At 64.7% G+C, this 26,974-nt stretch carries 19 protein-coding genes and 1 pseudogene; 14 read left to right on the forward strand and 6 right to left on the reverse strand.

Annotated elements, in window-relative coordinates; translation table 11 throughout:
* Positions 1 to 506: 506 nt before the first annotated feature.
* A complete protein-coding gene (locus ACS8YF_RS04815) occupies positions 507 to 1,139 on the forward strand; it encodes a cation transporter (RefSeq protein ID WP_440849086.1) in 633 nt (210 codons plus the stop codon).
* 145 nt (positions 1,140 to 1,284) lie between these two features.
* On the opposite strand, the gene ACS8YF_RS04820 is transcribed toward ACS8YF_RS04815, so the two are convergent.
* The gene (locus tag ACS8YF_RS04820; RefSeq protein WP_440849087.1) at positions 1,285 to 4,329 is read right to left on the reverse strand and encodes an efflux RND transporter permease subunit; all 3,045 of its coding nucleotides are present in this window, start codon (positions 4,327 to 4,329) and stop codon (positions 1,285 to 1,287) included.
* 491 nt (positions 4,330 to 4,820) lie between these two features.
* Between ACS8YF_RS04820 and ACS8YF_RS04825 the strand changes: the two genes are divergently transcribed.
* The 8 genes and pseudogenes from ACS8YF_RS04825 to ACS8YF_RS04860 all read left to right on the forward strand — a co-directional run bounded on the left by ACS8YF_RS04825 (position 4,821) and on the right by ACS8YF_RS04860 (position 14,704).
* Positions 4,821 to 5,501: a response regulator gene (locus ACS8YF_RS04825; protein WP_440849088.1), complete on the forward strand. Its 681-nt coding sequence runs from the start codon at positions 4,821 to 4,823 to the stop codon at positions 5,499 to 5,501.
* Positions 5,502 to 6,908 (forward strand): heavy metal sensor histidine kinase, encoded by a 1,407-nt coding sequence (locus ACS8YF_RS04830; protein ID WP_440849089.1) that lies wholly within the window; start codon positions 5,502 to 5,504, stop codon positions 6,906 to 6,908.
* A 176-nt stretch (positions 6,909 to 7,084) separates the two neighbouring features.
* On the forward strand, positions 7,085 to 8,140 hold the full coding sequence (locus tag ACS8YF_RS04835) for an efflux RND transporter periplasmic adaptor subunit (RefSeq protein WP_440849090.1): 1,056 nt from the start codon (positions 7,085 to 7,087) through the stop codon (positions 8,138 to 8,140).
* Positions 8,141 to 11,188 carry an efflux RND transporter permease subunit gene (locus tag ACS8YF_RS04840; protein WP_440849091.1) on the forward strand — a complete coding sequence of 1,016 codons (3,048 nt, stop codon included), beginning with the start codon at positions 8,141 to 8,143 and terminating at the stop codon, positions 11,186 to 11,188.
* 216 nt (positions 11,189 to 11,404) lie between these two features.
* The gene (locus ACS8YF_RS04845) at positions 11,405 to 12,007 is read left to right on the forward strand and encodes a DedA family protein (RefSeq protein ID WP_440849092.1); all 603 of its coding nucleotides are present in this window, start codon (positions 11,405 to 11,407) and stop codon (positions 12,005 to 12,007) included.
* Positions 12,008 to 12,188: 181 nt separating this feature from the next.
* Positions 12,189 to 12,461: a metal-sensing transcriptional repressor gene (locus tag ACS8YF_RS04850; RefSeq protein ID WP_440849093.1), complete on the forward strand. Its 273-nt coding sequence runs from the start codon at positions 12,189 to 12,191 to the stop codon at positions 12,459 to 12,461.
* Positions 12,458 to 13,438, forward strand: a pseudogene (locus tag ACS8YF_RS04855) (cation diffusion facilitator family transporter); the annotation flags it as partial. The gene ACS8YF_RS04850 and the pseudogene ACS8YF_RS04855, both read left to right, overlap by 4 nt.
* 66 nt (positions 13,439 to 13,504) lie before the next feature.
* Positions 13,505 to 14,704, forward strand: coding sequence for an MFS transporter (locus ACS8YF_RS04860; RefSeq protein WP_440849094.1), 1,200 nt, complete (start codon positions 13,505 to 13,507; stop codon positions 14,702 to 14,704).
* Between the two features lie 132 nt (positions 14,705 to 14,836).
* On the opposite strand, the gene ACS8YF_RS04865 is transcribed toward ACS8YF_RS04860, so the two are convergent.
* The 4 genes from ACS8YF_RS04865 to ACS8YF_RS04880 form a co-directional block, all read right to left on the reverse strand.
* Positions 14,837 to 15,148, reverse strand: a complete 312-nt coding sequence (locus ACS8YF_RS04865) for a P-II family nitrogen regulator (protein ID WP_440849095.1) — start codon at positions 15,146 to 15,148, stop codon at positions 14,837 to 14,839.
* Between the two features lie 209 nt (positions 15,149 to 15,357).
* Positions 15,358 to 18,462, reverse strand: a complete 3,105-nt coding sequence (locus ACS8YF_RS04870) for an efflux RND transporter permease subunit (RefSeq protein WP_440849096.1) — start codon at positions 18,460 to 18,462, stop codon at positions 15,358 to 15,360.
* 13 nt (positions 18,463 to 18,475) lie between these two features.
* Positions 18,476 to 19,738, reverse strand: coding sequence for an efflux RND transporter periplasmic adaptor subunit (locus ACS8YF_RS04875; RefSeq protein ID WP_440849097.1), 1,263 nt, complete (start codon positions 19,736 to 19,738; stop codon positions 18,476 to 18,478).
* Between the two features lie 3 nt (positions 19,739 to 19,741).
* Positions 19,742 to 21,058: a TolC family protein gene (locus ACS8YF_RS04880; protein WP_440849098.1), complete on the reverse strand. Its 1,317-nt coding sequence runs from the start codon at positions 21,056 to 21,058 to the stop codon at positions 19,742 to 19,744.
* Here ACS8YF_RS04880 and ACS8YF_RS04885 point away from each other — a divergent pair.
* The 5 genes from ACS8YF_RS04885 (at position 21,057) to ACS8YF_RS04905 (ending at position 25,243) form a co-directional block, all read left to right on the forward strand.
* The gene (locus ACS8YF_RS04885; RefSeq protein WP_440849099.1) at positions 21,057 to 21,470 is read left to right on the forward strand and encodes a hypothetical protein; all 414 of its coding nucleotides are present in this window, start codon (positions 21,057 to 21,059) and stop codon (positions 21,468 to 21,470) included. The two genes, ACS8YF_RS04880 and ACS8YF_RS04885, sit on opposite strands and share 2 nt — an antisense overlap.
* A gap of 300 nt (positions 21,471 to 21,770) precedes the next feature.
* Positions 21,771 to 22,112, forward strand: a complete 342-nt coding sequence (locus ACS8YF_RS04890; protein ID WP_440849100.1) for a cupredoxin domain-containing protein — start codon at positions 21,771 to 21,773, stop codon at positions 22,110 to 22,112.
* Positions 22,113 to 22,132: 20 nt separating this feature from the next.
* On the forward strand, positions 22,133 to 22,972 hold the full coding sequence (locus ACS8YF_RS04895) for an FTR1 family iron permease (RefSeq protein WP_440849101.1): 840 nt from the start codon (positions 22,133 to 22,135) through the stop codon (positions 22,970 to 22,972).
* A gap of 21 nt (positions 22,973 to 22,993) precedes the next feature.
* Positions 22,994 to 24,451 carry a 4Fe-4S binding protein gene (locus ACS8YF_RS04900; RefSeq protein WP_440849102.1) on the forward strand — a complete coding sequence of 486 codons (1,458 nt, stop codon included), beginning with the start codon at positions 22,994 to 22,996 and terminating at the stop codon, positions 24,449 to 24,451.
* A gap of 255 nt (positions 24,452 to 24,706) precedes the next feature.
* Positions 24,707 to 25,243: an iron transporter gene (locus ACS8YF_RS04905; protein WP_440849103.1), complete on the forward strand. Its 537-nt coding sequence runs from the start codon at positions 24,707 to 24,709 to the stop codon at positions 25,241 to 25,243.
* A gap of 483 nt (positions 25,244 to 25,726) precedes the next feature.
* On the opposite strand, the gene ACS8YF_RS04910 is transcribed toward ACS8YF_RS04905, so the two are convergent.
* Entirely contained in the window at positions 25,727 to 26,971 is a 1,245-nt protein-coding gene (locus ACS8YF_RS04910) for a S1C family serine protease (protein ID WP_440849104.1), read from the reverse strand.
* Positions 26,972 to 26,974 lie beyond the last annotated feature (3 nt).

Consider the following 26,974-nt stretch of genomic DNA (forward strand, 5'->3'; position numbering starts at 1 on the left):
CAAGCGCTGTTTTGCGGCAAGACGAGGCATAGCGAACGTAGCGTAGGCGTTCTACGTGAGAGAGCACCAACGCTGGATTGCCGCAAAACAGCGCTTGTCCCTTCGGGTTGGGCCGCCCATAAAATCAACCAGGGCGCCGATACGGCGTTGCGCGTCTTGATCGTGGCACGCCACGACCGGCGACGCGCGCCTTGTCTCGACGGATTTGCGGTCTCCAACGCGGCACGTGTACGAAACGGCAACAGGCCCTAGGCAGTATTCCGCATGGCGGCTCATTGCGGTGTATGTCTGTCGAACGAAGCGCGGGGCTGCGCTCATCGATACGGCGTCCCCCGGTGCCGTGCCGGGCACGAAAAATTGCCGCCAATCCATGGCGCGAGCCCGGCCGGCACGGGGCCATATCCTTGCGCGCCGTACGGCGCGGCGCGTGGGGCTGCTGTTGTTATCAATCGCATTGGCGACTACCGTGTGCACGGCCCCGCCCTCAACGAGCGAGACAGGCAATCATGACCGATAGCTGCTGCGGCTGTAACGCTGGCGACCTGAGCCAGGCGTCCGGCGCCCAACGACGCGCCCTGATTGTGGCGCTGGTCATCAATGCGTTCATGTTCGTCGCCGAGATGAGTGTCGGGCTCTGGGGGCACTCGAGCGCGCTACAGGCCGATTCGGTCGATATGCTGATCGACGCCGTGGGCCTGGGGATCGGATTGTTCGCGCTCAACCGCACGCTTCGTGCCCGTGCCCGCGCCGGGTTCACGAACGCCTTCATCGAACTGGTACTTGCGGCCGGCATCGGTGCCCAATTGATTCACCAGATCGTGATCGGCGCCTTGCCGATCGCGGCTGTCATGGTCGGCATGGGCGCCGTGGCGCTGGTGGCAAATCTGGCCGCCGCCGGTCTGTTGCTGCGCTATCGCCATGAAGATATCAACATGCGGGCGATGTGGCTGTGCACGCGCAACGATGCCATCGGCAATGCCGCGACCATCGGCGCGGGCGTTCTGGTGCTCGTGGTGGGTGTGCCGTGGCCTGATTGGATCGTGGGCGCGTTGGTCGTGCTGTTGTTTGCCTATACGGCCATCGGGATGCTGCGCGAGGCCTGGGTCGAGCTGCAATCGCAATCAGCGACGAACGCATAGCCCGCCACACCTGCCGGGGTTGCAGGCGGTTCACGCGGGGCGGCGCCGCGGCCCAGGCGTGTGTCGGCCGAGGTGCAGGGCGACACCGCATTCGTCGCGCCCCGGCCTCGCGAAAGCGCGGTGCGTGTCGGGCGATGCCGGCCCATCAACGCGACGAACGCCCGGCAAGCAGTTTGTAGAGCACGGGCAGGAATAGCAGCACCAGCGGAATCTGCACCAGCAGACCGGAGATGATGGCGATGGCCAACGGGCGCTGCATGCCCGACCCCTGGCCCAGCCCGAATGCCAGCGGCATCAGCGCCAGCGCGAAGGCCAGCGCGCTCATCACGATCGGCCGCATCCGGTTGCGCCCGGCGCGGATCAGGTTCCAGGCCAGGGGCAGGTCATTCCTGATCAGGCGCAGCTCCGAGAAATAGAAGATCGCGATTTCGGTCACGATGCCGATGACCATGGTCATGCCCATCATGGCCGTGATATTGAGTTCGACGCCGGTGACCCAGAGCCCGATGAATACGGCGCTGGCAGCCAGTAGCGGCTGGATCAGAATCGCCAGCGCCACGCGGAAACGCTCATACAGGAACAGCAGCAGCAGGAATATCAATGCCACCGCGGCCACGAAGACCGTGATCAGGCCCTTGAAGGCCTGTTGCTGCTGCTTGTACAGCCCGCCAAGCTGATAGTAAACGCCGTCGGGAATAAGGCCCGGTTTCTGCAGCACCTGCTTGACATCGGCCACGGTCGAGCCCAGGGAGCGTCCGCTGATGCGGGCGGTCACCGCCACGTCGCTCTTGAGGTTGTAGCGGGTCAGTTGTGGTTGCCCGGAAACGATCCGCACGTTGGCCACCCGTGCCAAGGGGACGAGGTGGCCGTCCGGTGCCCGCAGCAGCATCTTGCCGATTGTGTTCACCTGGTCGCGCTGGTTTTTCGGTATCCAGACCCGCACGCCGACGAACTTGACGCCCTTGCGCACCTGCGTCGTGACGACGCCGCTCAGATAGGCTTGCAACTGCTGGGTGACGGCCCGGGGTGACAATCCCTCGACGGCGGCCTTGATCCGGTCGACGTGAATCGTCAACGCCGCACCGGCGATCACGACCCCGTCCTTGACACCCACAACGCCGTTGACCTTGCCGATGGCCTGCGCCACTCGGCCGGCGACCCGGCGCAGCTGGCTCTCATCGTTGCCGAACAGCCGGATATCGATGGGTTCGGGCACCGAGGTGAGATCGCCGATTTCGTCCTCGATGAGCTGATACAAATCGATGTCCAGGCCCGGCACCTGTTGCTGGATCGCCTGGCGAACCTGGGCCATCACCGCTTCCGTCGAGGGGCGTGGTAACGGCGTGAGCCGTGCGAACAGGTCGCCGGAATTGGTCGTGGTCATGGCGCCGCCCAACTGCGCCCCCTGGCGCCGCGACCAGGTTTGCACATACGGGTTTTTCTTCAATATCTCGGCCACCTGCATCATCAGACGGTTGGTTTCGGCCAGCGATGTACCGGGCGCCGAGCGGTAATCGAGCGTGAACCCGCCTTCGTCCATGGTGGGTATGAAGCCCGACCCGACATTGGAAAACGCGACATAGGCGAGTACCAGCAGCGGTACCAGGCCGGCCAGTACCCATGCGGGGCGCCGCAGCAGCCGCACCATGAGCTTGGTATAGCCGCGGTTGACCCGGCGCGTGATCCAGCCGAGCTTCTCGCGCTCGGTATCCCTGGGGCCCAGCATGAAGTCGGCGAGCAGGGGCACCACCAGCCACGCCACCAGAAACGAGATGAACAGGGCGACCGCCATCGTCAGCGACAGCGCCTTGAAGAATGCGCCGGTCACACCACTTAGAAACGCCAGCGGCAGGAAGATGATGATGGTGGAGGCCGAGGAGCCGATCTGCGGATGGGTGAACTCGCGGGCGGCGGCGAGCACGCGCTCGATGCCGTGTTCGCCTGTTTCCTGCACCCGACGCACCACCTGCTCGATCATCACGATCACGTCGTCAATGATCAGGCCGACCGCAGCCGCCATGCCGCCCAGCGTCATGATATTGAGCGTCATGCCGAGCGTGTACAGCGCCAGCATGGTCGCCGCCAGCACGGCCGGCACCGCAATGATCGCGACCAGCGTGATCTTCCAGCTGCGCAGGAACACCAGCAGCACGACGGCGGCCAGGATGATGCCGATGACAATCGCCTCGACGACGCTGCTTCGGGAAACGCTGACCAGCTGGCTCTGGTCGTACCACTGATGCAGTTTTACCCCCGCCGGGATCTGCGGTTGAAACTGTTTCAATCGCGCCGCGAGGTCGCGCGAGAGTTTGATCACGCTCGCGCCGGGCTGCTGGTAGACATTCACCAGCACGGCCTGTTTGCCGTCGGCGGTAAAACGGGTGTATTTGGGTGCGGTTGCCCGACGCACCCGGGCGACGTCTTCGAGCTGTACCTGGCCGTCACTGCCGCTCCTGAGCACCGTGTGGCGGATTTGTTCCAGGCTCTGGAACCGGGTGTCGGAAACCTCGAGATACAGTTTGTAGTGATCCTGTACACGCCCGACCGCCGTGAGCACGTTCGATGCCGACAGCGCCCGGGCCACATCGCCGATGGAAAGGCCGAGCGCATTGAGCCGCGCCGGCTCCACGTTCACCCGGTATTCCGCCACATCGCCGCCCTGTACGGTGACCTTGGCCACCCCGGACACGCTGGATAGAAAAGGCGCCATCTGATACTTCGCCAGATCGCGCAGTTTGATCTGGCTGACATCGGCCGAGGTCAGGCTATACGCGATAACGCCGGTATAGTTGGACGGGTACATGCGTTTCGCGGTGAAGTGCGTGCCCGCCGGCAGGCCGGACTTGATCTGGTTGATCGCCGATTCCACCTGCAACAGCGCGTTGACCATGTCGTGGCCCCAATCGAAATCGATCGAGATATCGGTGCTGCCGCGGCTGGTCGTCGAGCGCACGGCGCGTACCCCGGGTACGGCGCGAACCGCGCGTTCGACCGGGCGCGTGACGCGCAGCATCATCTCCTGTGCCGGACGCGCGCCGGCATCCAGCGATACCCGGACCCGCGGGAAGGCCACCTGTGGAAACAGCGCCGCCGGCAACTGGAAAAGACTGGCGGCCCCGCCCAGCGTCAACAACGCCAGCAGAAAAAGAACCGAGCGGCGGTGGCTCTGGACCCAAGTAGCGAAATTCATGAAGAGCTCCCCATCTCCCTACCATCCGAGCGCTCGTGATTGCCCTGGATAACGACCGTGGCCCCCTGTCAGATGGCGTTCGACGCGCGCCAGGCGCTTGTTCCCGATCCCGGTCCGAGCATGAATGCGCCGGACCACCCCGCTGGGCCGGGCACGAACATATGATCGCCGCGGCCATCGGCCGCGAAGCCGTCAAAAAACAGCTGATTTTCCGTTGTTTTGTGCTGGGTTAATATCGCGGCGGATGACCGGCCACGGCATGAGCGGCGTCCGACGGCTCACCGCGACCCGGGTATGGTAGCCGCATCGCCGTGTGGCGCGCGTGCTTGCCGGCCTCAAGTGCGGCCGATGGCCGCAATGCCGCACGGCGCGAAAACGCGGGTATCCTGCGGGGGTTGGGGTAACGGCCTGTCCGGACGGCCATCCTGCCCAGTGACAGGCCTGGCTCCGCGTCGCGGGTGGTATGGATGATCGATGGCAGTCAATGACGCATGCGCATACTCATCGCTGAAGACGATGCCAAGACGGGGCACCTCCTGCGGACGGGGCTGTCCGAAGCCGGGCATGTGGTGGATCTTGCCGCGGACGGCGAGCAGGCCCTGGAATGGCTGTTCAGTGAGGAATACGACGCGGCCATTCTGGATTTGATGCTGCCGCGTCGCGATGGCTGGTCCGTGCTCGCGGCGTTGCGCGATGCGAATGACCATCTGCCGGTGTTGTTGCTGACCGCGCGCGACGAGGTATCGGACCGGGTCCGCGGCCTGGATCTGGGCGCCGACGACTATCTGGTCAAACCCTTTGCCTTCAGCGAACTCGTGGCACGGCTGCGTGCCATTGCCCGGCGCGGCGACCAGATCAAGCCGGAGCGTTTCGTCATCGGCGACCTGGTGGTCGACCCGATACGCCGGCATGCGGCCCGTGCCGACCAGACGCTGCGTTTGACGCCGAAGGAGTTTTCCCTGCTGACCCTGCTCGCCGGGCGGGCCGGCCAGGTGGTCAGCCGGGCCGTGATCGCCGAAAAGATCTGGGAAATGAAGTTCGGCAGTGATCTCGACATGAATGTGATCGACGTGGCGGTGGCGCGTCTTCGTTCCAAAGTGGATGTCCCGTTCACGGACCGTTTGATCCATACCGTGCGCGGCGTGGGGTATCTGCTCGAGTTGCGGCACTGAATGGTGTCGCTGCCGCGATCCATAACGCTGCGGCTGAGCCTGTTGTATGCGGCCTCGACCCTGGCCGTATTGTCGGTCTGCGGCGTGGCGCTGTATTTCTATCTCGTCCACAGCTTCAATTACGAAGATAGCCAGTTCCTGATCGCCAAGGTGCACGAGCTGCACGCCGATCTGGCCGACGATGGCCACCGCACCCGGCGGCTGGTCAAGGAGATCCATACCGAGACCGAATCCACCCGCTTTCGAGACTACGAAGCCCGTCTGTTACTCGCGCAGAACAAGGTGCTTGGGGAAACGCCCGGCATGGCGGCGCATCTGCCCGCGACAGACTTCCCCGCGGCACAGCCGTATCGCCGGTTCACCAACGGGCCGCGCATGGCCCGGGTCGACCGGCAGGGACATTATCTGCTGGCTGCGATCGATCTTGGGGTGGACGCGACCACCGGCCAGCCGGTGATACTCCAGCTCGCCATGAACGTCGCCCATGATCGGGCGGTCTTGGCGGACTATCGGAATATGCTGATCGTCGTATTGGCGGTGGGCACGTTATTGGCGGTTTTGTTGAGCATTGCCGCGGCGCGCAAGGGGCTGGCCCCCATGCGGGCGCTGAGCCGTGTCGTGGCGAATCTTTCCCTGGAGCAGCCGGACCGGGACGCGCTCAGACAGCAATCGTGGCCACGCGAAATCAGCGGGTTGGCCGATACGCTGGATCGCGTGCTCGACCGCCTGGCCCGTTCGTTCGAGCGGCTGCGCCAGTTTTCGGCCGATGTGGCCCATGAGCTGCGCACCCCACTCGGCAATTTGCGCAACGAGGCCGAAATCGCCTTGTCGCGTACCCGGGACGAGCAGGATTACCGTCGCACCGTCGAATCCATGCTCGAGGAAACGCTGCGCCTCGAACGCATCGTGGATAGTCTGCTGTTTCTGGCCCGCGCGGAGCAGGATCGGGCGCCGCACCTGCACAAGGCGATCGCGCTCGATGAAATCGCGGCATCGGTGGTCGAATACTATGCGCCGCTGGCCGAACAACAGGGTGTGGCCCTGCATGCACGAGGTGCGGCGCGGGCGCATGGCGACGACGACTTGCTGCGTCGCGCGGTGGCCAATCTGGTGGCCAATGCGATCCGGCATACGCCGGCCGGCGGCCGGATCGTGGTGGAGGTGGTGCCGGGTGAGACCGCCGCCATTCGGGTGATCGACAATGGCAGCGGTATCGCGCCCGAGCATCTGCATCGGGTGTTCGACCGCTTCTATCGCGCGGATGAGTCGCGCACGGATTCGGTTCAGGGCAGCGGTCTCGGTCTGGCCATCGTCGATTCGATCATGAAACTGCACAACGGCCGCGTATCGATCGAGAGCGATCTGGCGCAGGGCACGACCGTGTCGCTGACCTGGCCGACGGCTTGATGACGACGGCGCCGCAGGGAATACAGGCCGTCCCCGGGTGATGGCGTCGCTCCGATCCGGCATCCCATCCTGTTCTGAACCCTGACGTTCGCTGGGCGGCACGGGCGCGGCGAACCTGACAAAAATGTCACTGGCATGTCAGGCGAACGACAGGTGGGCTTGTCAGACTGGCCGCCATGTCTATGCTCGCTCGTCCCATGGTTGGGTTCCCCGCGGCGCGTCTTCTGGGCCTGGCGGCATTGTTGTGCTGTGCCCCGGCCTGGAGCGCGCCGCCGGGTACGGTCACTGCACAATCGCGCACGGTCACGCGGGATCTGACGGCCTATGCCGAGGTCGTGCCGATTGCGCAGGCCCGGCTGCAGTCCGCGCAGACCGGCCGGATCGCCGGTTTGAATATCGATCCGGGCCAGCACGTCACCGCCGACGCGGCGCTCGGCAAATTAAAAGGCCCGGAAATCCGGGCGCTGCTGGAACAGCGGCGCACGGCGGTGGCGGCGGCCAGGGCAAAACTGGGGGCGGCTCGGCATACCCTGGCGATCACGCAGAAAAAACGCGCCGCCCACCTGAGTACCCGCCAAGACCTGTATAACGCACAGGCTACCCTCGCGCAGGCGAGGGCACAGCTGTCCGCCGCCCGGGCGGCGTTGCAGGCCGTCAAGAAAAACGCCGTGCTGCGGGCGCCGGCCACCGGGACGGTGACGGCGGTTGCGGCCGCCAATGGCGAACGTGTCGCCGCCGGGCAGACAGTGTTGACGGTCCAGCCGACCCATGGCCTGTGGCTGAAGGCCACCTATTACGGCGCACGCGCCGCGGCCGTTCACGTCGGCATGCGCGGGCGGTTCATGCCGGCCGATGGCGGCAAGCCGATCCCCGTGCGGGTGGCGCGTATTCTCGCCGTGGCCGACGCGGACGGCGGCCGCCCGGTGGGTTTGCGCTCGCCTGCGAAAAACAACCGCTGGATCAGCGGCGAAGCCGGCACGGTCGTGCTGAGTGGCGCCCACGAAACAGGCGTGATGGTACCGACCCGCGCGTTGATCTTGTATCAAACCCACTGGTGGGTGTTGATCAAGACCCCGAAAGGCGATCGACGGCAACGCGTGACGTTAGGTCCCAGCCGCGGCGACGACACTTTGATTACCCGCGGCTTATCGGCCGGTACGCCAGTGGTCGTCGACCACGCCTATCTGACGTTCCATCGTCATTTCGCACAGCACTATCAGAAGCCCGGCTGAATGAGTCCGCTGATGTCGTCAATCCGGCGCGTGCTCGCGCGGCCCTTGCCGTGGGTATTGTTGTTCGGCGCGCTGATCGTCTACGGCGTCTACGCCTGGCTGCATATCCCGGTCGAGGTGTTGCCCCGTTTCGACTATCCGCAGATCAGCATCATCACCCGCGATCCCGGCGCCACCGCGCAGGAATTGGAGGCCCGGATCACACGACCGATCGAAGGCCAGATTCTGGCCTTGCACCATCTGGCGAGCCTGCGTTCGAGAATGGGCCACGGGGAAGTCCAGACCACCGTGCGCTTTACCACCGACACCCATCCGCAGCAGGATCTTCAGTCCGTGTATAGCGCGATCGACCGCGTTCGCGGCCAGCTGCCCGCCGCTGCACATCCGTACGCGGAACTCATGGGCAACGCCATCAACGAAGTCGCCGACTACGCGGCACAGATTCCGGCCGGCGTGGCGCCGGTGGCGGTACAACGCGCCATCCGGGCGAGCATCGAGCCGGCCCTGCGGGCACTGCCCGGCGTCCAGCGCGTCGAGGTCTACGGAACCGGGCACGACGCGCTATGGGTTCAGCCCGATCTCCCGGCAATGCATCATTACGGGGTCCCGGTAACGGCCCTGACTGCGGCCTTGAAACAGCACGTCCTGCTGCGCTCGGGCGGGTATATCCACGCCGGCCACCAGCACGTGCTGATCGAGGCGCGCAACCTGCCGCGCCATGCGGCGGCGCTGGGGCAGATACCGGTCCAGACCCGGCACGGTCCGGTGGCCTTGCACGATCTGGCGCACGTCGAGCGTGCCCCCGAGCCGACCCGGAACGCGATCAAGCTGGATGGTCGGGCGAGCATCGCACTCACCGTGTTCAAACAACCCGGTGCTTCCACCCAGCCCGTCGACCGGGCGGTGCAAGCCAAGCTGAAACAGACGCTCGGGCAACTCCCGCACGGCGTGCACTGGGTGCGCATCTACAATCAGGGCCATCTCGTGGGCCTGATCGGTGCAGACCTGGGCCGGAACCTGGTCATCGGCGCAGCGCTGGCGATCCTGGTGCTGTTCTGGATCCTGGGCGCTGGACGCGGCATCTGGGCGCTGGCGCTGAGTATCCCCTTGTCGCTGCTGCTGGGCATCGCCGGGCTCTATGCGTTCGGCGAAAGCCTGAACCTGTTGACACTGGGCGCGCTGTCGGTGGCTGTGGGTCTGTTGGCCGATGACGGGATTATCGTGCTGGAGGCGATCTATCATCGCTGGGAAGCCGGTGATGCCCACTGGGCGGGCATACGCCAGGGGCTGGCCGATATCGCCAGTCCCGATATCAGCGGCAGCCTGACCACGGTCTCCGTGTTCCTGCCGCTGCTGTTCGTCGGCGGCCTGGCGGGCTTGTTCTTCATTCCGTTCGCGCTGGCCATGGCGCTGGCAATTGGCGCCTCACTGTTCATTTCCCTGACCGTGATTCCGCTCGGGCTGGGCTTCATTGGGGCCCGCCCGCGGATGCGGCCGACCGCGGCGGCCCGTGCGCTCGACCGCCTGCAAGGCCTCAACGAACGGCTGTTCGATCGGGTCACCCGCTTCCCGCGCGCGAGCCTGGCGGGCTGTGTCGCCCTGTTGCTCATCAGCGCCGCCGGCCTGGTGTTGGTGTCGGTCAATTTCCTGCCGCTGCCCAACGAAGGGGACATGCTCATCGGTTTTTCCTTACCGCCGGGCACCAGCCTGCACCAGACCGAGGCCGCAGTGGACACCATTACCCAGCGGCTGCGCGCCGATCCGGCCGTGGCACATACCTATGCGCGAATCGGATCGGCGTCGGCCACGGCCTATACCGAGCCGGGATACGCGGGCGAAATCCAAACGGTACTCAAGCCGGGCATCGGCGTGAACAGCCTCAACCAACTCGGTCAGCGTCTGCTCAAGGAGGGCCGGATACCGGGCGTCGAGATGGCGATCGACACGCCCACCATCGAGCGTCTCGGTGAAAGCCTGTCGGGTTTGCCGCAACCGTTTGTGCTGCGCGTGTTCGGCCACGACATCAGCAAGCTGCGCTCGCTGGCAAAGAAAATCGGGGCACGACTGCGCCACGTACCGAGCCTGACTTCCATTTTCAATAACGACAGCTACCCCATCCCGCAGCTGCAACTCAAGCCCAAACCCGGCGCGATGACCGCCTACGGCCTGACCCCGAGCACCCTCTATGCCCAGATCGATCCCCTGCTGACCGGCGACACGGTCGCCCAGATTCCCGACGGCAATGTGCCCCTCGATCTCTACGTCCGTCTGGCGCAAGCGCCGGATCTCTCGTTAGCGGGCCTGCGGCAATTGCCGATCCATACCCGCCACGGCTGGACCCCGCTCGGCCAGCTCGCCCAACTCAAGCTAATCGATGCGCCCAACCAACTGCGCCATGTCGACGGCGCCCGGGCGCTGGATATTCTCGCCACGCCGACCGGGTCGCTCGGCAGCGCGGTCTCGGGCGCCAGAAAAGCGATCCAGGGCCTGCATCTACCGCCAGGTTATCGCATCGGCTTCGGCGGGCTGTATCCCAAACTCATGCACGCGGCGATCGGCATCGGCATCGCAGCGATCGCCGCATTCGTGCTCATGGTCGGGATCCTGATCATCCAGTTCGACGGGCTGCTGGCACCCGGATTGCTGTTACTGCAGATCCCGCTGGCATTCACAGGCGGCGTACTGGCGCTGGTGCTCAGCGGCGTCGGCCTGAACGCGACCGGGCTGGTGGCGTTTCTGGCCCTGCTCGGTTTGAGCCTGAATCACGGCATCGTCTTGCTGTTTCGAGTGCGACGGAACGAAGCGGCCGGGCAGCCGGTGGCGGAGGCCGTGCGTGAAGCGGTGCGGGTGCGTTTCCGGCCGATCGTGCTGACCACGCTGACCGCCGTGCTCGGCATGTTGCCCACCGCACTCGGTTGGGGGCAGGGCGCCGCACCCGAGCAAGGGCTGGCCATCGTGATTCTCGGCGGCATGATATGGAGCGCGCTGCTGACGACCAATCTCATTCCGGCGCTGTATCTGTCTCGACGGCAAAAGCAGGCAGGCTGAAGCAGGGATGCCCGGGGAACGGCAAAATGACTTTCGTTCGCCGGGGTCGAGGCCATTCACCCAGGCCTGCCGGGCCCAATCGATTGCAACGACCATGAACCCGGTGTTTTTGTTGACCGGCGTAGCCATCAGATAGCGTCGTAGGCAGGCGGGTCGAGGCGTTGCCATGCCGATAGGCCTCGGGTCGGCGTAAACCGCCGAAATCACAGGTACCGCATGTCGCATATCACGTCGATGATCAGCCAGTACGGGCCTTGGGCCGTATTCGTGATCGTACTGGTCGAGGATTTCGGTATTCTGCTGGCACCCGGCGAAACCGCGCTGGTCTCGGCGGCATTGCTGGCCTCGCAGGGCCAGCTGTCGATTGTCGGGTTACTGCTCGCGGCCTGGGCCGGCGCGGTTCTGGGCGACAACATCGGGTATGCGGTCGGCCGGTTCGGTGGCCGCAGGCTCGTGCTGCGTCGCGGCGCTCGGGTCGGGATCACCGAGCAACGATTGGCCCGTGTCGAGCGTTTCTTCGCGCGTTACGGGCGGGTGATCGTGGTTTTCGCGCGGTTCGTGTTCGGCCTGCGGCAGCTCAACGGCATCGTCGCGGGTGTGGGCTCGATGCCGGCGCCGATGTTCACGCTCTATAACGCCATCGGCGCCGCGTTATGGGTTGGCGTCTGGGGCTTCGGCGTGTACTGGTTCGGCAAGCAGTTTCGGCATTTCATCGATGCCGCGGGGCCGATCGCGCTCTATGTCGCGGTCGGGGTTGGCGTTCTCGGGGCTGCGGGCTATCTGTATTGGCGCTTCAAGCGTCCCGCGAGTCGAAGTTAGGGGCGTTCACACCCAACGACATGCCGAATCGCGGCATGCGGGATGTCGATACAGGCCGCTTGTGCCAGCGTTGCCCGGGGCTCGTGGGTAGCCGCGCTACTTTCGGTGTCGGGCGATCGGCCAAAAACAACCGCCTCGTCATTTGTTGTCAATATCCTATCCAGGGGGATAGGATATTGGCATGAGCAAGCACGAATCCCACCCGCAGATCATCAATCGCCTGAAACGCGCCCAGGGCCATCTGGGCCGTGTGGTCAAAATGCTCGAGGCAGAGCAGGGCTGTCTGGAGATCGCCCAGCAATTGAGCGCCGTGGAGAACGCGATCACGAATGCCAAGCGCACGCTGGTACACGATCACGTCGATCATTGCTTCGACGTCGAGCTGTTCGAAAAGGACCGCGCGCAGGCACGCGTGCTCATGGACGAATTCAAGTCGATCACGAAATATCTATGAGTAAACCCTCGATCAAGGCCGTGCGGGATTGGCTCGGCTTCGGCGCGAGCGATGACGGGGCCCATCCCCATCACGGGCATCATGCGCATGACGGCGCCGGCCACGGCCATACGCATGGCGTGGTCGATCCGAGCCTGGCCGCGGCCGAGCGCGGGATCTGGGCGATCAAGTGGTCGTTCGTCATTCTGGCCGTGACCGCGCTGGGTCAGCTGGTGATCGCACTGTGGTCCGGCAGCGTGGCGCTATTGGCCGACACCATTCACAACGTCGGCGATGCGGCCACCGCGATTCCGTTGTGGGTCGCCTTCCGCCTGGCGCGCTGGCCGACCACGCGGCGCTTCAGCTACGGCTATGGCCGGGTCGAGGACCTGGCCGGTGTCGTGGTGGTGCTGATCATTCTGTTCAGCGCGCTGGTCGCGGGTTACGAGGCCATCAACCGTTTTGTGCATCCGCAGCCGATCGCGCAGCTCGGCTGGGTGGCGTTGGCCGGCGTGCTTGGTTTTGCCGGCAACGAGATCGTGGCGGTGTTCCGGATCCGCGTGGGTCGGCAGATGAACAGCGCGGCCCTGATCGCCGACGGCTATCACGCGCGTACCGACGGGCTGACCAGCCTGGCGGTCGTGGTCGGGGCCCTGGGTGTATGGCTGGGTTTCCCGCTGGCCGATCCCGTCATCGGCCTGCTGATCACGATCGCCATCTTCGGCATCGTCTGGCAATCCGCGCGTGCCGTGTTCACACGTTTGCTGGACGGCGTCGAGCCGCGGCTGATCGACGAGATCCACCATGCGGCCGAGCATGTCGAAGAGGTACAGGGCGTAACGGATGTGCGCGCGCGCTGGCTGGGCCACGAGCTGGCAGTGGAGCTGACGATCCGGCTCGATGGCGCGCTGTCGGTCGCCGAAACGGATCGCATTGTGGAGGCGGTGCGGCGCGCGCTGGCCGATCATCTGCCGACCCTGCATTCGACGCGCATCGAAATCGGCTCGTGAGTATCGGTGCTGCGCGCTCTGCGCGGACCGCTCATCCATAAGGAATCGATCGTTATGAACGCAGTAAGCGCGCAGCGCAACCGCCTGACCGCCCGCCAGTTCGTGATCGCCTTCGGCCTGGTCAGCATGCTCGCGGACATGGTCTACGAAGGTGCGCGCAGCGTCACCGGGCCGTATCTGGCCACGTTCGGTGCCTCGGCGATGACGGTGGGCCTGATTACTGGCCTGGGTGAAGCGGTCGCGCTGGTGTTGCGGCTGGCCAGCGGTCCGCTATCGGATCGTACGCAGCGCTACTGGACGCTCTCGATCGCCGGTTATGCCATCACGCTGGTCGCGGTGCCGGTGCTCGCGATCACGTCCACGCTCGCCCAGGCCGGCGCGCTGGTCGTCGGCGAGCGTTTCGGCAAGGCCGTGCGCACGCCAGCGCGCGATACCATGCTGGCGGCCGCGAGCCATGCCTCGTTCGGGCGCGGCCTGGCGTTTGCCGTGCATGAAGCCATGGACCAGTCCGGGGCCTTCGTTGGGCCGTTGCTGGTGGCCGGCATGATCGTGCTGTCGGGGTATCGCGCGGGCTTTGCGGTGCTCGCCGTGCCCGGCGTGCTCGCGCTGCTCACGCTGATCTGGCTGCGCCGCCGTGTGCCGACGCCCGTGGATTACGATGCCGGCCACGCCGCCAGTGCTACTCCCGCCCCAGCGGCGAATGCCAGCGGTCTGTCGCGCGCGTTCTGGCTGTATACCGCCTTCACGGCGGTGGCGATGCTGGGTTTTTCGACCTTCGCCGTGCTCGCCTATCACGACCAGGTCGCCGGGGTGATCGCACCGGCGCTGATTCCGGTCACCTATGCCGTGGCCATGGCCGCCGCGGCGCTGGCCGCCCTGGGCTCCGGCTGGCTGTACGATCGCGTGGGCCTGCGTGCACTGATGGTCGCGCTGCCCCTGGCCGGCCTGGTGCCGATGTTCGCATTCACCGACTCCGCCCCGGCCATATGGATCGGGGCGGCGCTGTGGGGCGCGGCCATGGGCATCCACGAATCGACCCTGCGCGCGGCGGTGGCCGATCTGGCGCCGAGCGCGCGGCGGGGCACCGCCTATGGCCTGTTCACCGCGGCCTACGGTATCGCGTGGCTCGGCGGCTCGACCATCATCGGCGCGCTCTACGGCCTGTCGTGGGTGGCGGTGATCGCGTTCGTCGTCGCCACCCAGCTGGCCGCATTCGGACTGTTGCTGATCTTGTTGCGCGAGCGGGGAGGTTAGACGCCGGGGTCGTCCCAGACGACATCGGGTCGGTCTCACGGCTCGGGAAACAGCGCCCTGGTCGTGTGCTCTCGCGAACGCGCCGGCCCGATCGGGCCGTGCCGCAAGACGTGCGGGAGCGGTCGTGGTTGCTCACAACACGTGCCCGGTCGCAATATCGATGGCCGTTGCGACGTCACTCACATAGACCTTGCCATCGCCGGGATGCCCGGCGCCGGTGCGTGCGGCCGCCAACACGATCTCGACTACGGTGTCGGCTTGTGCATCCGGCACGTCGATTTCCAGTTTCACCATGTCGACCGTCCGGATGTCGTTGCCGCCGGCGCGATGACCGACTTCCTTCAATGCCACCACAGCGATGCCGGGCCGCGCCGGAACCTCGGCCAGGGCGTCGATTACAGGGTCGGTACGGTGGGCACGAATGTAGGCTTTGATCTCTTTCATGGTGGTCTCTCCTTTGTCTATCGCATGAAAAGACGACCCACGGGCATCGCCTGAGGGGGTAACAGAGCCGGATGCCCGCGGGTCGAATGGCGACGGCGCCGGTGCGAACGGCGCCGCCGGTGACACCCTGGTCGAAGGGGCGCTACCAAGGCGTCTGGCCTGAACGCCTGCCGGAACAGGGCGGTGCATTTGCGTTACAGGCCACAGGGTTAGACGTCGATGTCCCGGCGCGGCTCGGCGAACCAGCGATACACCGCCGGAAGCACGAGCAACGTCAACAAGGTCGACGTGATCAACCCGCCGACGACGACCGCCGCCAACGGGCGCTGCACGTTGGCGCCGATGCCGTTGGCCAGCAGCAGCGGAACGAGGCCGAGAATGGCGACGGTCGCCGTCATCAGAACCGGCCTGAGCCGATGCTCGGCACCCACACGCACGGCTTCATCGATCGACATCCCCTGCGCGCGTAACTGGTTGATATACGAGACCAGCACCACTCCGTTGAGCACGGCGACGCCGAATACGGCGATGAAGCCGACGGCGCCGGCCACCGACAGATACAGTCCGGAGACCCAGAGCGCGAATATCCCGCCGGTAATCGCGAACGGCACGTTGAGATAGATCAGTGCGGCATAGCGCAGGCTGGAAAAGGCGATGAACAGCAACAGGAAGATCAGCGCCATGGTGATCGGCACCACGACATACAGTCGGGCCATCGCCCGCCGCTGATTCTCGAACTGGCCGCCGTATTCCACGAAATAACCGGGCGGCAGTTCGACGTCGCTGGCCACACGCTTCTGGATATCGCGCACCACACCGCCCATGTCTCGTCCGCGCACGTTGAGTTGCACGAACAGGCGCCGGCTGGCCTTGGCCCGCGAGATCTTCTTCGGCCCGCGGTAGACCTCGACGTCGGCCACGCGGGATAGCGGGATCAAGGCGCCCTGCGAGGTGCGGAAGGTCAGGTCGCGGATGGCGTCGACCCGGTTACGGGCCGTCTCATCGAAGCGCAGAAAGATGTCGAATCGTCGGATGTTTTCGAACACCTGGCCGACGGCGGCACCGCCGATGCCGGTCTCGACCACACCCAGGACCTCGTCGAGCGGAATGCCATGGCGTGCCAGCGCGGCGCGATCGGGTCGGATCACGATCTGTGGCTTGCCACCTTGTTGCTGAACCCGTACGTCGGCTGCCCCGGGTACCGCGCGCGCAATCGCCGCGATCTTTCGGCCGGTGTCGGCCAGCTTGGTCAGATCGTCACCGTAGATGCTCACCACGACCTGGGCGAGTACGCCGGAGAGCAACTCGTCGGTGCGCAGCTGGATCGGCTGCGAGAAGTTGTTGGCCAGACCCGGCAACGACTCGCCCACGCGCTCGGCCATCGCCGTCTGAAGCTGTTCGTAGTCGCGGCCGCTCGCCCAGGCATCCAGGGGTTTGAGATTGACCAGCGAGGCAATGACGTTGACCGGCTCCGGGTCGCCGCCGACTTCGGCACGCCCCACCCGTGAATACACACCCCGGACTTCCGGGAACTCGCGCATCACGGTTTGCACGCGTTTGGCGTATTCCCTGGCTTTGTCCAGGCTGGCGCCCGGCGGGAGGGTCGAGCGCACCATGAACGTGCCCTCCCGCAGCGTCGGGATGAACTCGGTGCCCAGCGTCGGGAAGATCGCCAGGCTGGACAGGAACAGCACGATTGCCGCCCCCAGCACGGCGACCGGCGCCTTGATCGCCGCATCGCGAATCGGTCGGTAGCCGGCTTTGAGCCAGCCCACGAGCCGGGGTTCGCCGTGTGCGCTGCGTCTCCTGAACAACAATGACGCCATCACCGGAACGAAGGTCAGCGCCATGACCAGCGCGCCGGCCAGCGCGAACGAGATGGTGTAGGCCATTGGCGAGAACAGCTTGCCTTCGGTCCCCTGCAAGGTGAACAGCGGGGTGAAGACCAGCACGATGATCGCGATGGCGAAGGTGATGGGCTGGGCGACTTCGGCGGCGGCTTCGCCGACCAGGCGCATGTGCGATACGTCTTCTTCCGCCCGTTCTTCCATGTGCCGAAAGATGTTTTCGATCATGACGACCGAGCCGTCGACCATCATGCCGATACCGATCGCCAGGCCCCCGAGGCTCATCAGGTTGGCCGAGAGACCGACATGATCCATGGCAATGAACGCGATCAGGGCCGACAAGGGCAGGCTCGCGATCACGATCAGGGTCGAGCGCAGATTGCCGAGGAACAGGTAAAGCAGCACCAACACCAGAAGCGAGCCTTCCAGCAGGGCGTCCTCGACCGTTGCCGAGGCCTTGTCGATCAGGCTGGCCTGGGAATAGTAGGGCTTGGCCCGCATGCCTTCCGGCAAGGCCGCGTTGATCGTGTCGATCCTGGCCTTGACGTTGTCGAGCAGGGCCTGCGTGTTGCGACCGATCAGCTTGAGAACGAAACCGCCGACCGCTTCCTTGCCGTCGGCGATCAGGGTGCCGCGCCGGATGGCCGGGCCGAAGCCTATCTCGGCGATGTCATCGAGATACACCGGTGTCCCGTTGTTTTCGGTCACCTGAATCTTGCGCAGATCCGCAAGCCCCTTTTCGCCGGGGTCGACCCAGCCATAGCCGCGGATGATGTATTCCTCGCCGCCGCGGTTGATGAACGAGCCGCCGACGTTGCGGTTGTTCTCGGCGATGGCGCGACGCACGTCGGCCACGGTGATATTGCGAGCCGACAGGGCGTTGGGGGCGAGGGCGACCTGATACTGCTTTTCATAACCGCCAATCGACAGCACGCCGGTCACGCCGGGCACCGTGCGCAGCTGGGGCTTCACGATCCAATCCTGCGCGGTGCGCAGGGCGGTCGGCGAGTGCAGGCCGCGGTCGGTGTTTTCGACGGTATACATCATCACCCGGCCGAGCCCGCTGGTGATGGGGCCGAGTTGGGGCTCGCCGAGGCCCTTCGGAATCTGCTGTCGTGCCTTGGCCAGGCGTTCCATGACCAGCCGACGGGCGAAATAGATATCGGTGCCGTCCTCGAAGTAGACGTTGACCCGGGACAGTCCGAAGATCGAGGTGCTCTGTACCCGCTCCAGTCCGGGCAGGCCGTACATCGAGATCGAGACCGGATACGACACCTGGGTCTCGACATCGACCGGCGACAGCCCCGGGCTTGACGTATAGATCTGCACCATCGGGGGTGTGACGTCGGGGTAGGAGTCGATCGGGACGTTCTGAAATGAATAGACACCGGCCAGGGCCAGGGCTGCGATCGCCACGAGGGTGAGCACCCGGTTGGCCAGCGCCTGTCTTACGAATCGAGCAATCATGTCGATCTCCCGATCAGTGGCCGTGGGCGGCGCTGCGCGAGCCGCTGGTCAGCACCGACATCAGGTCGAAGGCACCGGCGGTGACCACCAGATCGCCCGGATCGATCCCCTGACGAATCTCCACCCGGCCGTTGTTTTCGTCGCCGGTGGTCACGGCCACGGCCCGAAAATGACCGGACTCGTCGCCGGGAACAAAAACCACCGGCTGATCCCTGTCGAGGGTCTGCACCGCGTCGGTGGGCACCAGTGCGTAGTCTTTTTCGCTTGCGGTCTGTACGGTCGCGGTGCCGAACATGCCGTCGCTGAGCCGCCCGTCCGCGTTGCTCACGACGGCGCGCACCGTCAGCGTGCGCGCGTCGTGATCGAGCGCCCGGGAGACCCAATCGGTCTTGCCCGCGAACCGGCGATTGGGTAACGCCCGCACGCGGAGCGAGACCGGCAGCCCCGGGCGCATGCGTGCGGCGTTATTTTCGGCGACGTGCAGCATGACCCACATTCGCGACGAATCGACGATCTGAAACGGGGTCTCGCTGGACGCGACGGTCTGGCCGGTGACCACATCACGACGCTGAACCGTGCCCGCAATCGGCGCGGTGAGCGCGAACCGTGAGAGCGGTGTGTCGTCGTCGCCGGGATCGATGGCTTCGATCTGGGCCGCGGTCAGCCCATAGAGCTTCAATTCAGCACGCGCTGCGTGTCGCGAGGCGCGCGCGGACTGATACCTGGCACGGGATGCGTCCAGTGCTGCCTGGCTGATAATCCGGTCGCCGGCCAGGTCGCGCTTGCGTCGATAAGCCGCCCGCGTGTTTCTGTAATGCGCGGTCGCTGTCAGATAACGGGCCTTCGCCTTGCCGAGCGCCACGCTGTCGAGCATCGCCAGGGTGTCGCCGATCTCGACCCGATCGCCGAGATCTGCTTCGACCGCGACGACCTTCGACTCCAGCCGCGGCCCGACCCGAGCCACCCGGTCGGCATCGAAACGGACGTTGGCCGGGGCTTTGACGGTATCCGCCGCCGCCCCGCCGGGAACCGCGGTGACGCGAATGGACAGCGGCTCGAGTTGCGCCGGTGTCAGGTGGACTTCGCGTGGTGTCGATTGATGTTTTTTGTCGGTGCCGTTTTCATGACGACCGGAGTTCTTGGGCGCGGAAGTCGCGGTTTGCTGGGGTCGGTCGGTCGTCTTGCCGGCGGACTGGGAGGCGTCGCAGCCGCTCGCGACCCATAGGGTCGCCAGTAAAACGCCGAGCGTTGCACGGGAATGATTGAATGCAGGCATGGGTTAGTTTCCTTCGCGCGTGTGGCCGGCCGAGATGGCGATCAGGCCCCCGGTCGCGCGTTCGAGATCGGTCATGGCGTTGATCAGGGCGTCCAGGGCCGACAGGTATTCATTACGCACGGCGATCAGGTTGTTCTGGGCCGCGGTAATGGCGGGCGCACCCACTTCACCGGCCCGGAACGCGCGTCGGGTCAGATCGACCGATTGCCGGGCGGCATCGAATACGGCGCGGTCGAGCGCCTTGACCTGACGGCGCGCCGAGCGATAGTCCGATAGCGACCGCACAACCTGGAGCCGGACCTCGCGCCGCAGGTTCTCCTGCTCGAGCCGGGCCTGATCGAGTTCGGCGGCGGCCTGTTTTCGCTCGCCTTCATAGCGATGGAGAATCGGCAGTTCGAACGACACGCCACCGCCGGCGATCGTCGCGCCGTTGCCATTCGGCCCCCGGCCGTTGCCGCCGTTTTCCTCGCGATAGAAGCCGAACACGGTGAGGTTGGGAATGATCTGACGATCAGCCAGTTTCAGGCGTTGGCGTGCCGCCGCGACGCGTCCGGCCGCGGCGGCCAGATCCGAGCGTTGACGAACGGCACGCTCGAGCAGGGCGGCGCGATCCGGCAGTTGCAGCGGGTCGAGATCCAGCCTGCCCTTCACTTGAAGACGGCGGCGCGGATCGATGCCCAGCAGTTCGTCCAGGGCCAGACGTGCCCGCTGCAGCCGATTCTTTGCCCGGGCCTGCAGGGCCGTGGCGCGGCTCACCCCGAGCTGAGCCGCATTGAGCTCGAGCTGGGTCCCGGCCCCGGCGGCCATCCGCCGCTGCGCATAATCGTAGAGTTCGCGGTTGGCCTGCACGATCCGGCGTGCCGTCGCGACCGCCTGGTCGGCCACCAGTACCGACAGGAAGGCGGCACGCACGCGCGCCGTCGTGGCCGACACCAGATAGCGGTACTGGTCCCGGGCCGCGGCGAGCTCGCGATCGGCCGCCGCGGCGCGCAGCCCGCCCTGGCCGGCGACCCAGAACGACTGGCTGAGTTGCACATTCAGGTCGGTCCCGGAACCGGCCGGGGTCGAACGCTGGCCCGCGCCGACTTCGAGCCGCGGGTTGGAGGGGACCGCGACATCGGCGTGAATCGCCTGACCGGTCAATTGCTCTACGCGAATTTTGGCAGCGCGCAGCGTCGGGTTGTAATCGCCGGCCCAGTCCAGGGCGGCGTCGAGCGTCAGGGGTTGGGGGATCTCGGTGACCGCCGTTGCCGGGGCCATGAACCCGCCCAGCCCGAGGCCGAGCGCACAGGCGCCCAGCCGCAAGCGTATTGCAGACATGCATGAATCCTCATCGCAAAAAACAGAAAAGCGAGGGGATTCAGGCTATGGGCGGGGTTATCAGGGGGTCGGGGCGCGGGCCGGCGTAATGCGGGCGCGGGGCGCGATTGAGCATGCCGCGCACCGACGCAACGGCCGCATTCAGGGACGGGATGATGCCGAGGAAATGCAACTCGCCGTGGCCGCAGTGATCGGTCAGATCGTCGCCAGCGGCATCGGCCGTGGGCGTCGCCGCATCGACCGTCTCGCCATCGGCTTGCACGATCGAGTGATCGGCGCCCGCGAAGCTCGCGGCCTGGGCATGAAGCGACCAACCCAGCGCGTTGCAAAAAAGGCAAAGCGCCAGCAAGCCCTGCAGGAGGGCCGAAAATTTGGCTGGGTTACGCGACATGCGATTTATTCGAGCATGTGAATTCGTCAAGCGCAACCGCGAATACCCGCGTGTTGTCGACGAACGGGACAGCGACGTTCCCGCTCAGGCGTCGCGCTAGGCGCAAAGGGCATTGGCAACGGCTTCGTTCCCGGCGCATTCGGCATTGCGCGTATCCGCCCGCGTGGCTTGACCGTCGGCGCCAACGCGCGATTAAGCCACGGCCCCGATGGCCCGGTTGACCGCCGCAATTTTCGGGGAACCGAACGGCGTACTTGCATCAGTTAATGCGAATCATTACCATTCAATCTGTTTTCCGCACGCCGAGGCTTGGTGCTTCCCATGCACGCTTTTAACAACCGCGCTGTTTTCGCGATTCTGGTGGTCCTGCTGGTCGGGCTGCCGACCGTTGGCTTGGCCAAGGACGCCGATTATCGACTGGCGATTACCAAGCAGGGGTTTCAGCCGCAGGCACTCAGCATACCCGCGGGTAAACGGGTCAAGGTCCTGGTGCACAACAAGCTGGTGCGGCCGGCCGAATTCGAAAGCTACGACTTCACGGTGGAAAAGGTGGTCCCCGGCGGCACCACCGTGCCGGTTTACATCGGTCCGCTGAAAAAGGGCCGCTATAAGTTCTTCAACGACTTCGCCCAGAACATGCAGGGCAAGCTGACGGTTCGCTGACCGTGTTTTCAGGAGCAGCCATGTTTCCGACCGCCATTATCGTTTTTCGTGAGGTGCTGGAAGCCGCACTCGTGGTGTCCATCGTGCTCGCTGCGGCCAAGGGTGTGGCCGGGCGCCGTCGCTGGGTTTCGCTGGGCGTGTTGCTCGGCATCGGCGGGGCCTGTCTGGTGGCTGCGTTCGCCGGCACGATCGCCGGCGCCGTACAGGGCCGGGGGCAGGAATTCCTCAACGCGGGCATTCTGCTCGTCGCGGTGGCGATGCTGGGCTGGCACAACGTCTGGATGACCAAACACGGCCGGGAACTCGCGCAGCACATGAAGGCCGTCGGCCATGATGTGGCCAGCGGCCGAAAACCACTGTACATGCTCATGGTCGTGGTCATGGTTGCGGTGCTGCGCGAAGGCTCCGAAACCGTGCTGTTCACCTACGGAATCTACGCCAGCGGCGTGCAGGCGCTTCCCATGTTGTCCGGGGGCGCCCTGGGTGTGCTGTTCGGGGTCGTGGCGGGCGCTCTGCTTTACAACGGCTTGCTGCGTATTCCGACGCGCTATCTGTTCAGCGTCACCAGCTGGATGATCCTGTTGCTGGCGGCCGGGATGGCGGCCGATGCCGCGGGTTTCCTGACCCAGGCGGGCGTGCTGCCGACGCTGGGCAACTCGCTATGGAATACCTCCGGACTGCTGTCCGAGCAATCGCTGGCCGGCCGTGTGCTGCATATTCTGATCGGCTATACCCAGCGGCCCTCGGGCATGCAACTGCTGTTCTATCTCGCCGCTCTGGCTCTGATCGGCGGGGCGATGTGGCGGGTCAACCGGCGTCGCGGGCGCCCCCGCGCCGCCAGGCAACAGGCCACGACCTGAGTTGGCGCGGAGTTGATGACCATGACCAATGCACAGGGACGGCTACAGCAGATACCCATTCGCGTCGACAGTCCGGCCGGCAGCCGTCGCCAGCCCCATCAAGGCCCCTGGGCGCGGCGTGTGGAAGCGGTTGTCAGCCGTCATCGCAGTCTGCTCGATTTCGTGCATGCGGGCATGTTCATCGGCTTTCTGGCGCTGATGCTGGTGCCATTGTTTCTACCGCTGCCGGCCGAAGGCGCGACTTTTTACAACAACTTCACCCTGTTCGCGAATTTCGTGATCTGGGGCCTCTGGTTCCCGCTGGTGTTCGTGTCGGTGATCTTCACCGGTCGCAGCTGGTGTGGCGTGCTCTGTCCGCTGGGGGCCAGTTCCGAATGGGCCAACCGGGTCGGATTGAAGCGGCCGATCCCGGCCTGGGTGCGCTGGCGCGGCACGCCGATCGTCAGTTTTGTGGTCATCACCGTGCTGGCTCAGACGGTCGGCGCCCGCGACTATGCGCTCGGTATCGCCGAGGTGTTCGGGCTGACCTTTGTCTGTGCGATCCTGCTGGGGCTGGTCTATGGTCGGGGCGCGCACAAGCGGGCCTGGTGTCGGCATATGTGCCCGATCGGCCTGATGCTCGGCGTGTTCTCGCGGCTGGGTGCCGTCCAGTTCGCGCCCAAGAAGCCGCGCGGGCAGGACGATGCCTACGCCGAACGCGGCATCTGCCCCACCATGATCGATATCAACCGCAAGGCCGAGTCGCGCCACTGTATCGAGTGTTTTCGCTGCGTGAATCCGAAGGCGCGCGGCGGGTTGAAACTGCTGTTCCGGCGGCCCGGGACCGAAGTCGCCCATATTCGCCAATACAATCCGAACGCCGCGGAGATCTGGTTCCTGTTCGTGGCGACCGGGCTCTCCCTGGGCGGCTTCCTCTGGCTGGTGCTGCCGCAGTATCAATGGCTGCGCCAGGCGGTTGGCAGCTGGGCCATCGATCACGGCTGGTACTGGATCGGCACGTCGGGCCCGGCCTGGCTCATGGCCGTGCATCCGGCCGCGCATGAAGTATTCACGTGGCTCGATTTCTTCATGATCGTGGGTTTCATGCTCGGCTGCGCCGCGGGGTTCGGTATTGCGCTCACCGTGATCACGGCCGCCTCGAGCTGGCTCGCGGGGCGGTTGGGCGCGGATCTTCACCTGCGCGGCCGGCTGGTCGAGCTTGCGTATGCGTACATGCCGGTCGCGATGCTGTCGCTGGTCATCGGCCTGGGCGGGAAGCTGTTCGACGCCCTGGCGCTGACTGGCTTGCCGGGCAGCGCGATTGCCGGGATCAAGGCGGCCTTGTTCGCGCTCAGCGTGTTGTGGAGCCTGCAGTTGGGCTTTCGCCTGCTCGGTCAGCAGAAGCTGGCCGGTGTGCGCCGCATGGTGGCGCTGGCGCCGATGCTGGCCGGCATCGCGCTGGTCGGGGTCGCCTGGAGCCCCGCGCTGTTCGGTTACTGAGCGTGTGTCGATACGCAGATGGGAAAAATCAGACCCAGGGTATTGATTAACCCGGCACAAGAACAGAGGATTTTTCGGGTTAATAGCGCGCGTATGCGACCGCATGCTCGCCGCGGCCATTGGCCGCAAAGCCTTTGAAAATAAAAGACGGACAGGCGCCGGCTTTTATTTTTGAAGGCGTTGAAAACAGCTGATGAAGTCAGCTGTTTTGATGCCGGATTAATAAAACGAATGGCTCTTTCTAAAAGGAAAAACATGCGACTTCACCTCGGTTCACTCGCTGCCGCGAGCGCGCTTTTTGCCCTATCGATGCCGGCGCTGGCCGCGGAGCATTCGCTCGGCAAGCCTCTGGTCACGGACGGGCTGATCATTCATCCGGTGTATCTCCAGGCCGTGGACATGGCGCCCGTGGTGCCCGGTTTGAACAGCAGCCAGGCCGATGTGCATCTGGAAGCGGATATCCATGCGGGCGCGCATGAAAAGCACGGCTTCGACCCCGGGGCCTGGATTCCCTATCTCACCGTCAGTTACGAGATCACGAAAAAAGGCAGCGATTGGTCGACCGTGGGCACGATGATCCCGATGGTGGCCAATGATGGGCCGCACTACGGTTCCAACGTGAAACTCGATGGGCCGGGCAAGTACACGGCGCATTTCAAGATCCTGCCACCGCCATACCAGGGTTTTTTCCGGCACACCACGCGCGATACCGGTGTGCCCAAATGGTGGTCGCCGATCACGCACGCATGGCAGTTCACCTATGTCGGCGTGGGCAAGAAAGGCGGGTACTGAGCCAGACGCCGTCCCGTGACGGCCTGCGTCGGGACGGGCGCAGGCCGTTTGCAAACCGGGGCGGGGCGTCGTTCGGCGGCGGGCGTGGTGTACCCGGCAGCGTTATCGTTGCGTTAACGTCCCCGCTGGCGCTTCGGCGCGTTGGTCGATAAGCGGCTGCTTGGCTATTTACAAAGCTCAGTCAAACACTTGACGATGCCAGCACTTGCGCAGCTGAAGCAGTAGTGCCTGGATCTTCGTTCTTGTTTACGCCCATTTGCGTGGATTTGCTGACAAAACAATGCGCGTGCTTATTCGGTCAGCCGGGCGTATTGAATCCATCACCCGTCGTGACTGGGCTTATGTCGATTAACTATCTATAGCCGTTGGCATTGCCCGCGATCCTGACCGAGGTGAATCGAGTCGTACGGGGCCCGAGCCCGAATGGGCGACCCCATGAACATTCACATCAGGTCGCTCATCCGGGATCATCACCGCATTGTTTTACTGGCTTTGCTGCGGATTCGATTTGAGTACCGCCAGCGTGACGGTGACTGTCTTCTTCTTGCCGTGGTGCAGAATCACGAGCTTGATATGAGCACCCGCGGATTTGCTCAACACAATTTTCTGCAGCGTCTGTGCATTTTCAATCGTATGACCGTTTGCCTTGATGATGATATCGCCGCCGACAGGCAGTTTATGCCCCGCTACATTCATCGTGTATTGCGCACCCTGGAGTCCCGCCTTATCGGCCGGGCTGCCCGGCTTGACTTTGGCCACCATCGCGCCGTGATCGGGCAGATTCAGTTGCTGACGCGCGTCCTTCGGATACTTTTTCAGCGGTATGATGGCCACGCCCATCATCGCCTTCTTGATGAATTTGCCGGCTTTGAGCGCGGAAAGGTTCTGTTTGACGAGATTACTGGGGATCGCGAAACCGACGCCGATGAATGTTCCGTGAGGTGCCAGAATTTCGTCGTTGATGCCGATGACCTGACCCTGTGAATTGAGTAGAGGTCCACCGGAGTTGCCCGGATTGATGGCGGCGTCGGTCTGAATATATTCAATGGGTATGCCGCTTACGGCGGCTGCCTGCTTACGGTTGACTGCCGATACGATGCCCTGAGTCACCGTCGACTGGAGCAGGAAGGGGTTGCCGATCGCGATCGCCGTCTCGCCGACCTTTATGTTGTCCGAGTCGGCAAGCGGGATGGGCTTGGCATCAGCCGGAAGCTGGTCTGGCTTTTTCAGCTGTAACAAGGCCAGATCGTGGGACTGATCCACACCGACAACTTTGGCGGGCGCGGCTTTCTTGCCCGGGAACTTGATGGTGACCGAAGCACCGTCGGCGAGTTGGGTCGACATCCCATGAAGGGCGGCAGCCACCACGTGATAGTTGGTCAGGATCTGGCCTTTCTGGTCGACGACAAAGCCGCTGCCGGCGGCCCGTTCGGTTCCCTTGTGCGAAGGGATCTGGCCTTGGCCGAATTGCTTGAGGAACCGACGCATTTGCGGCGGCAGGTTTTGCATCGGGTTGACTTGTTTGCCATGCACCGTGACCCGGATTGCCACCACACTGCTTTTGTATTTCTGGACGATGTTGACGGTGTTCTGCTCACCCGGCTGCAGCTTCGAGTGGCCGTTGTTCGTGGCTGCGGCGCTGTTTACTTGCGCGGTGGCTGTCGTTGCCACGACGCACAGAACAACAAGGTATCCGGCCAATGAGTGCGCGATACGTTGCATGCTCATGAT

The organism is Salinisphaera sp. SWV1, assembly GCF_052044155.1.
GTDB lineage: Bacteria > Pseudomonadota > Gammaproteobacteria > Nevskiales > Salinisphaeraceae > Salinisphaera.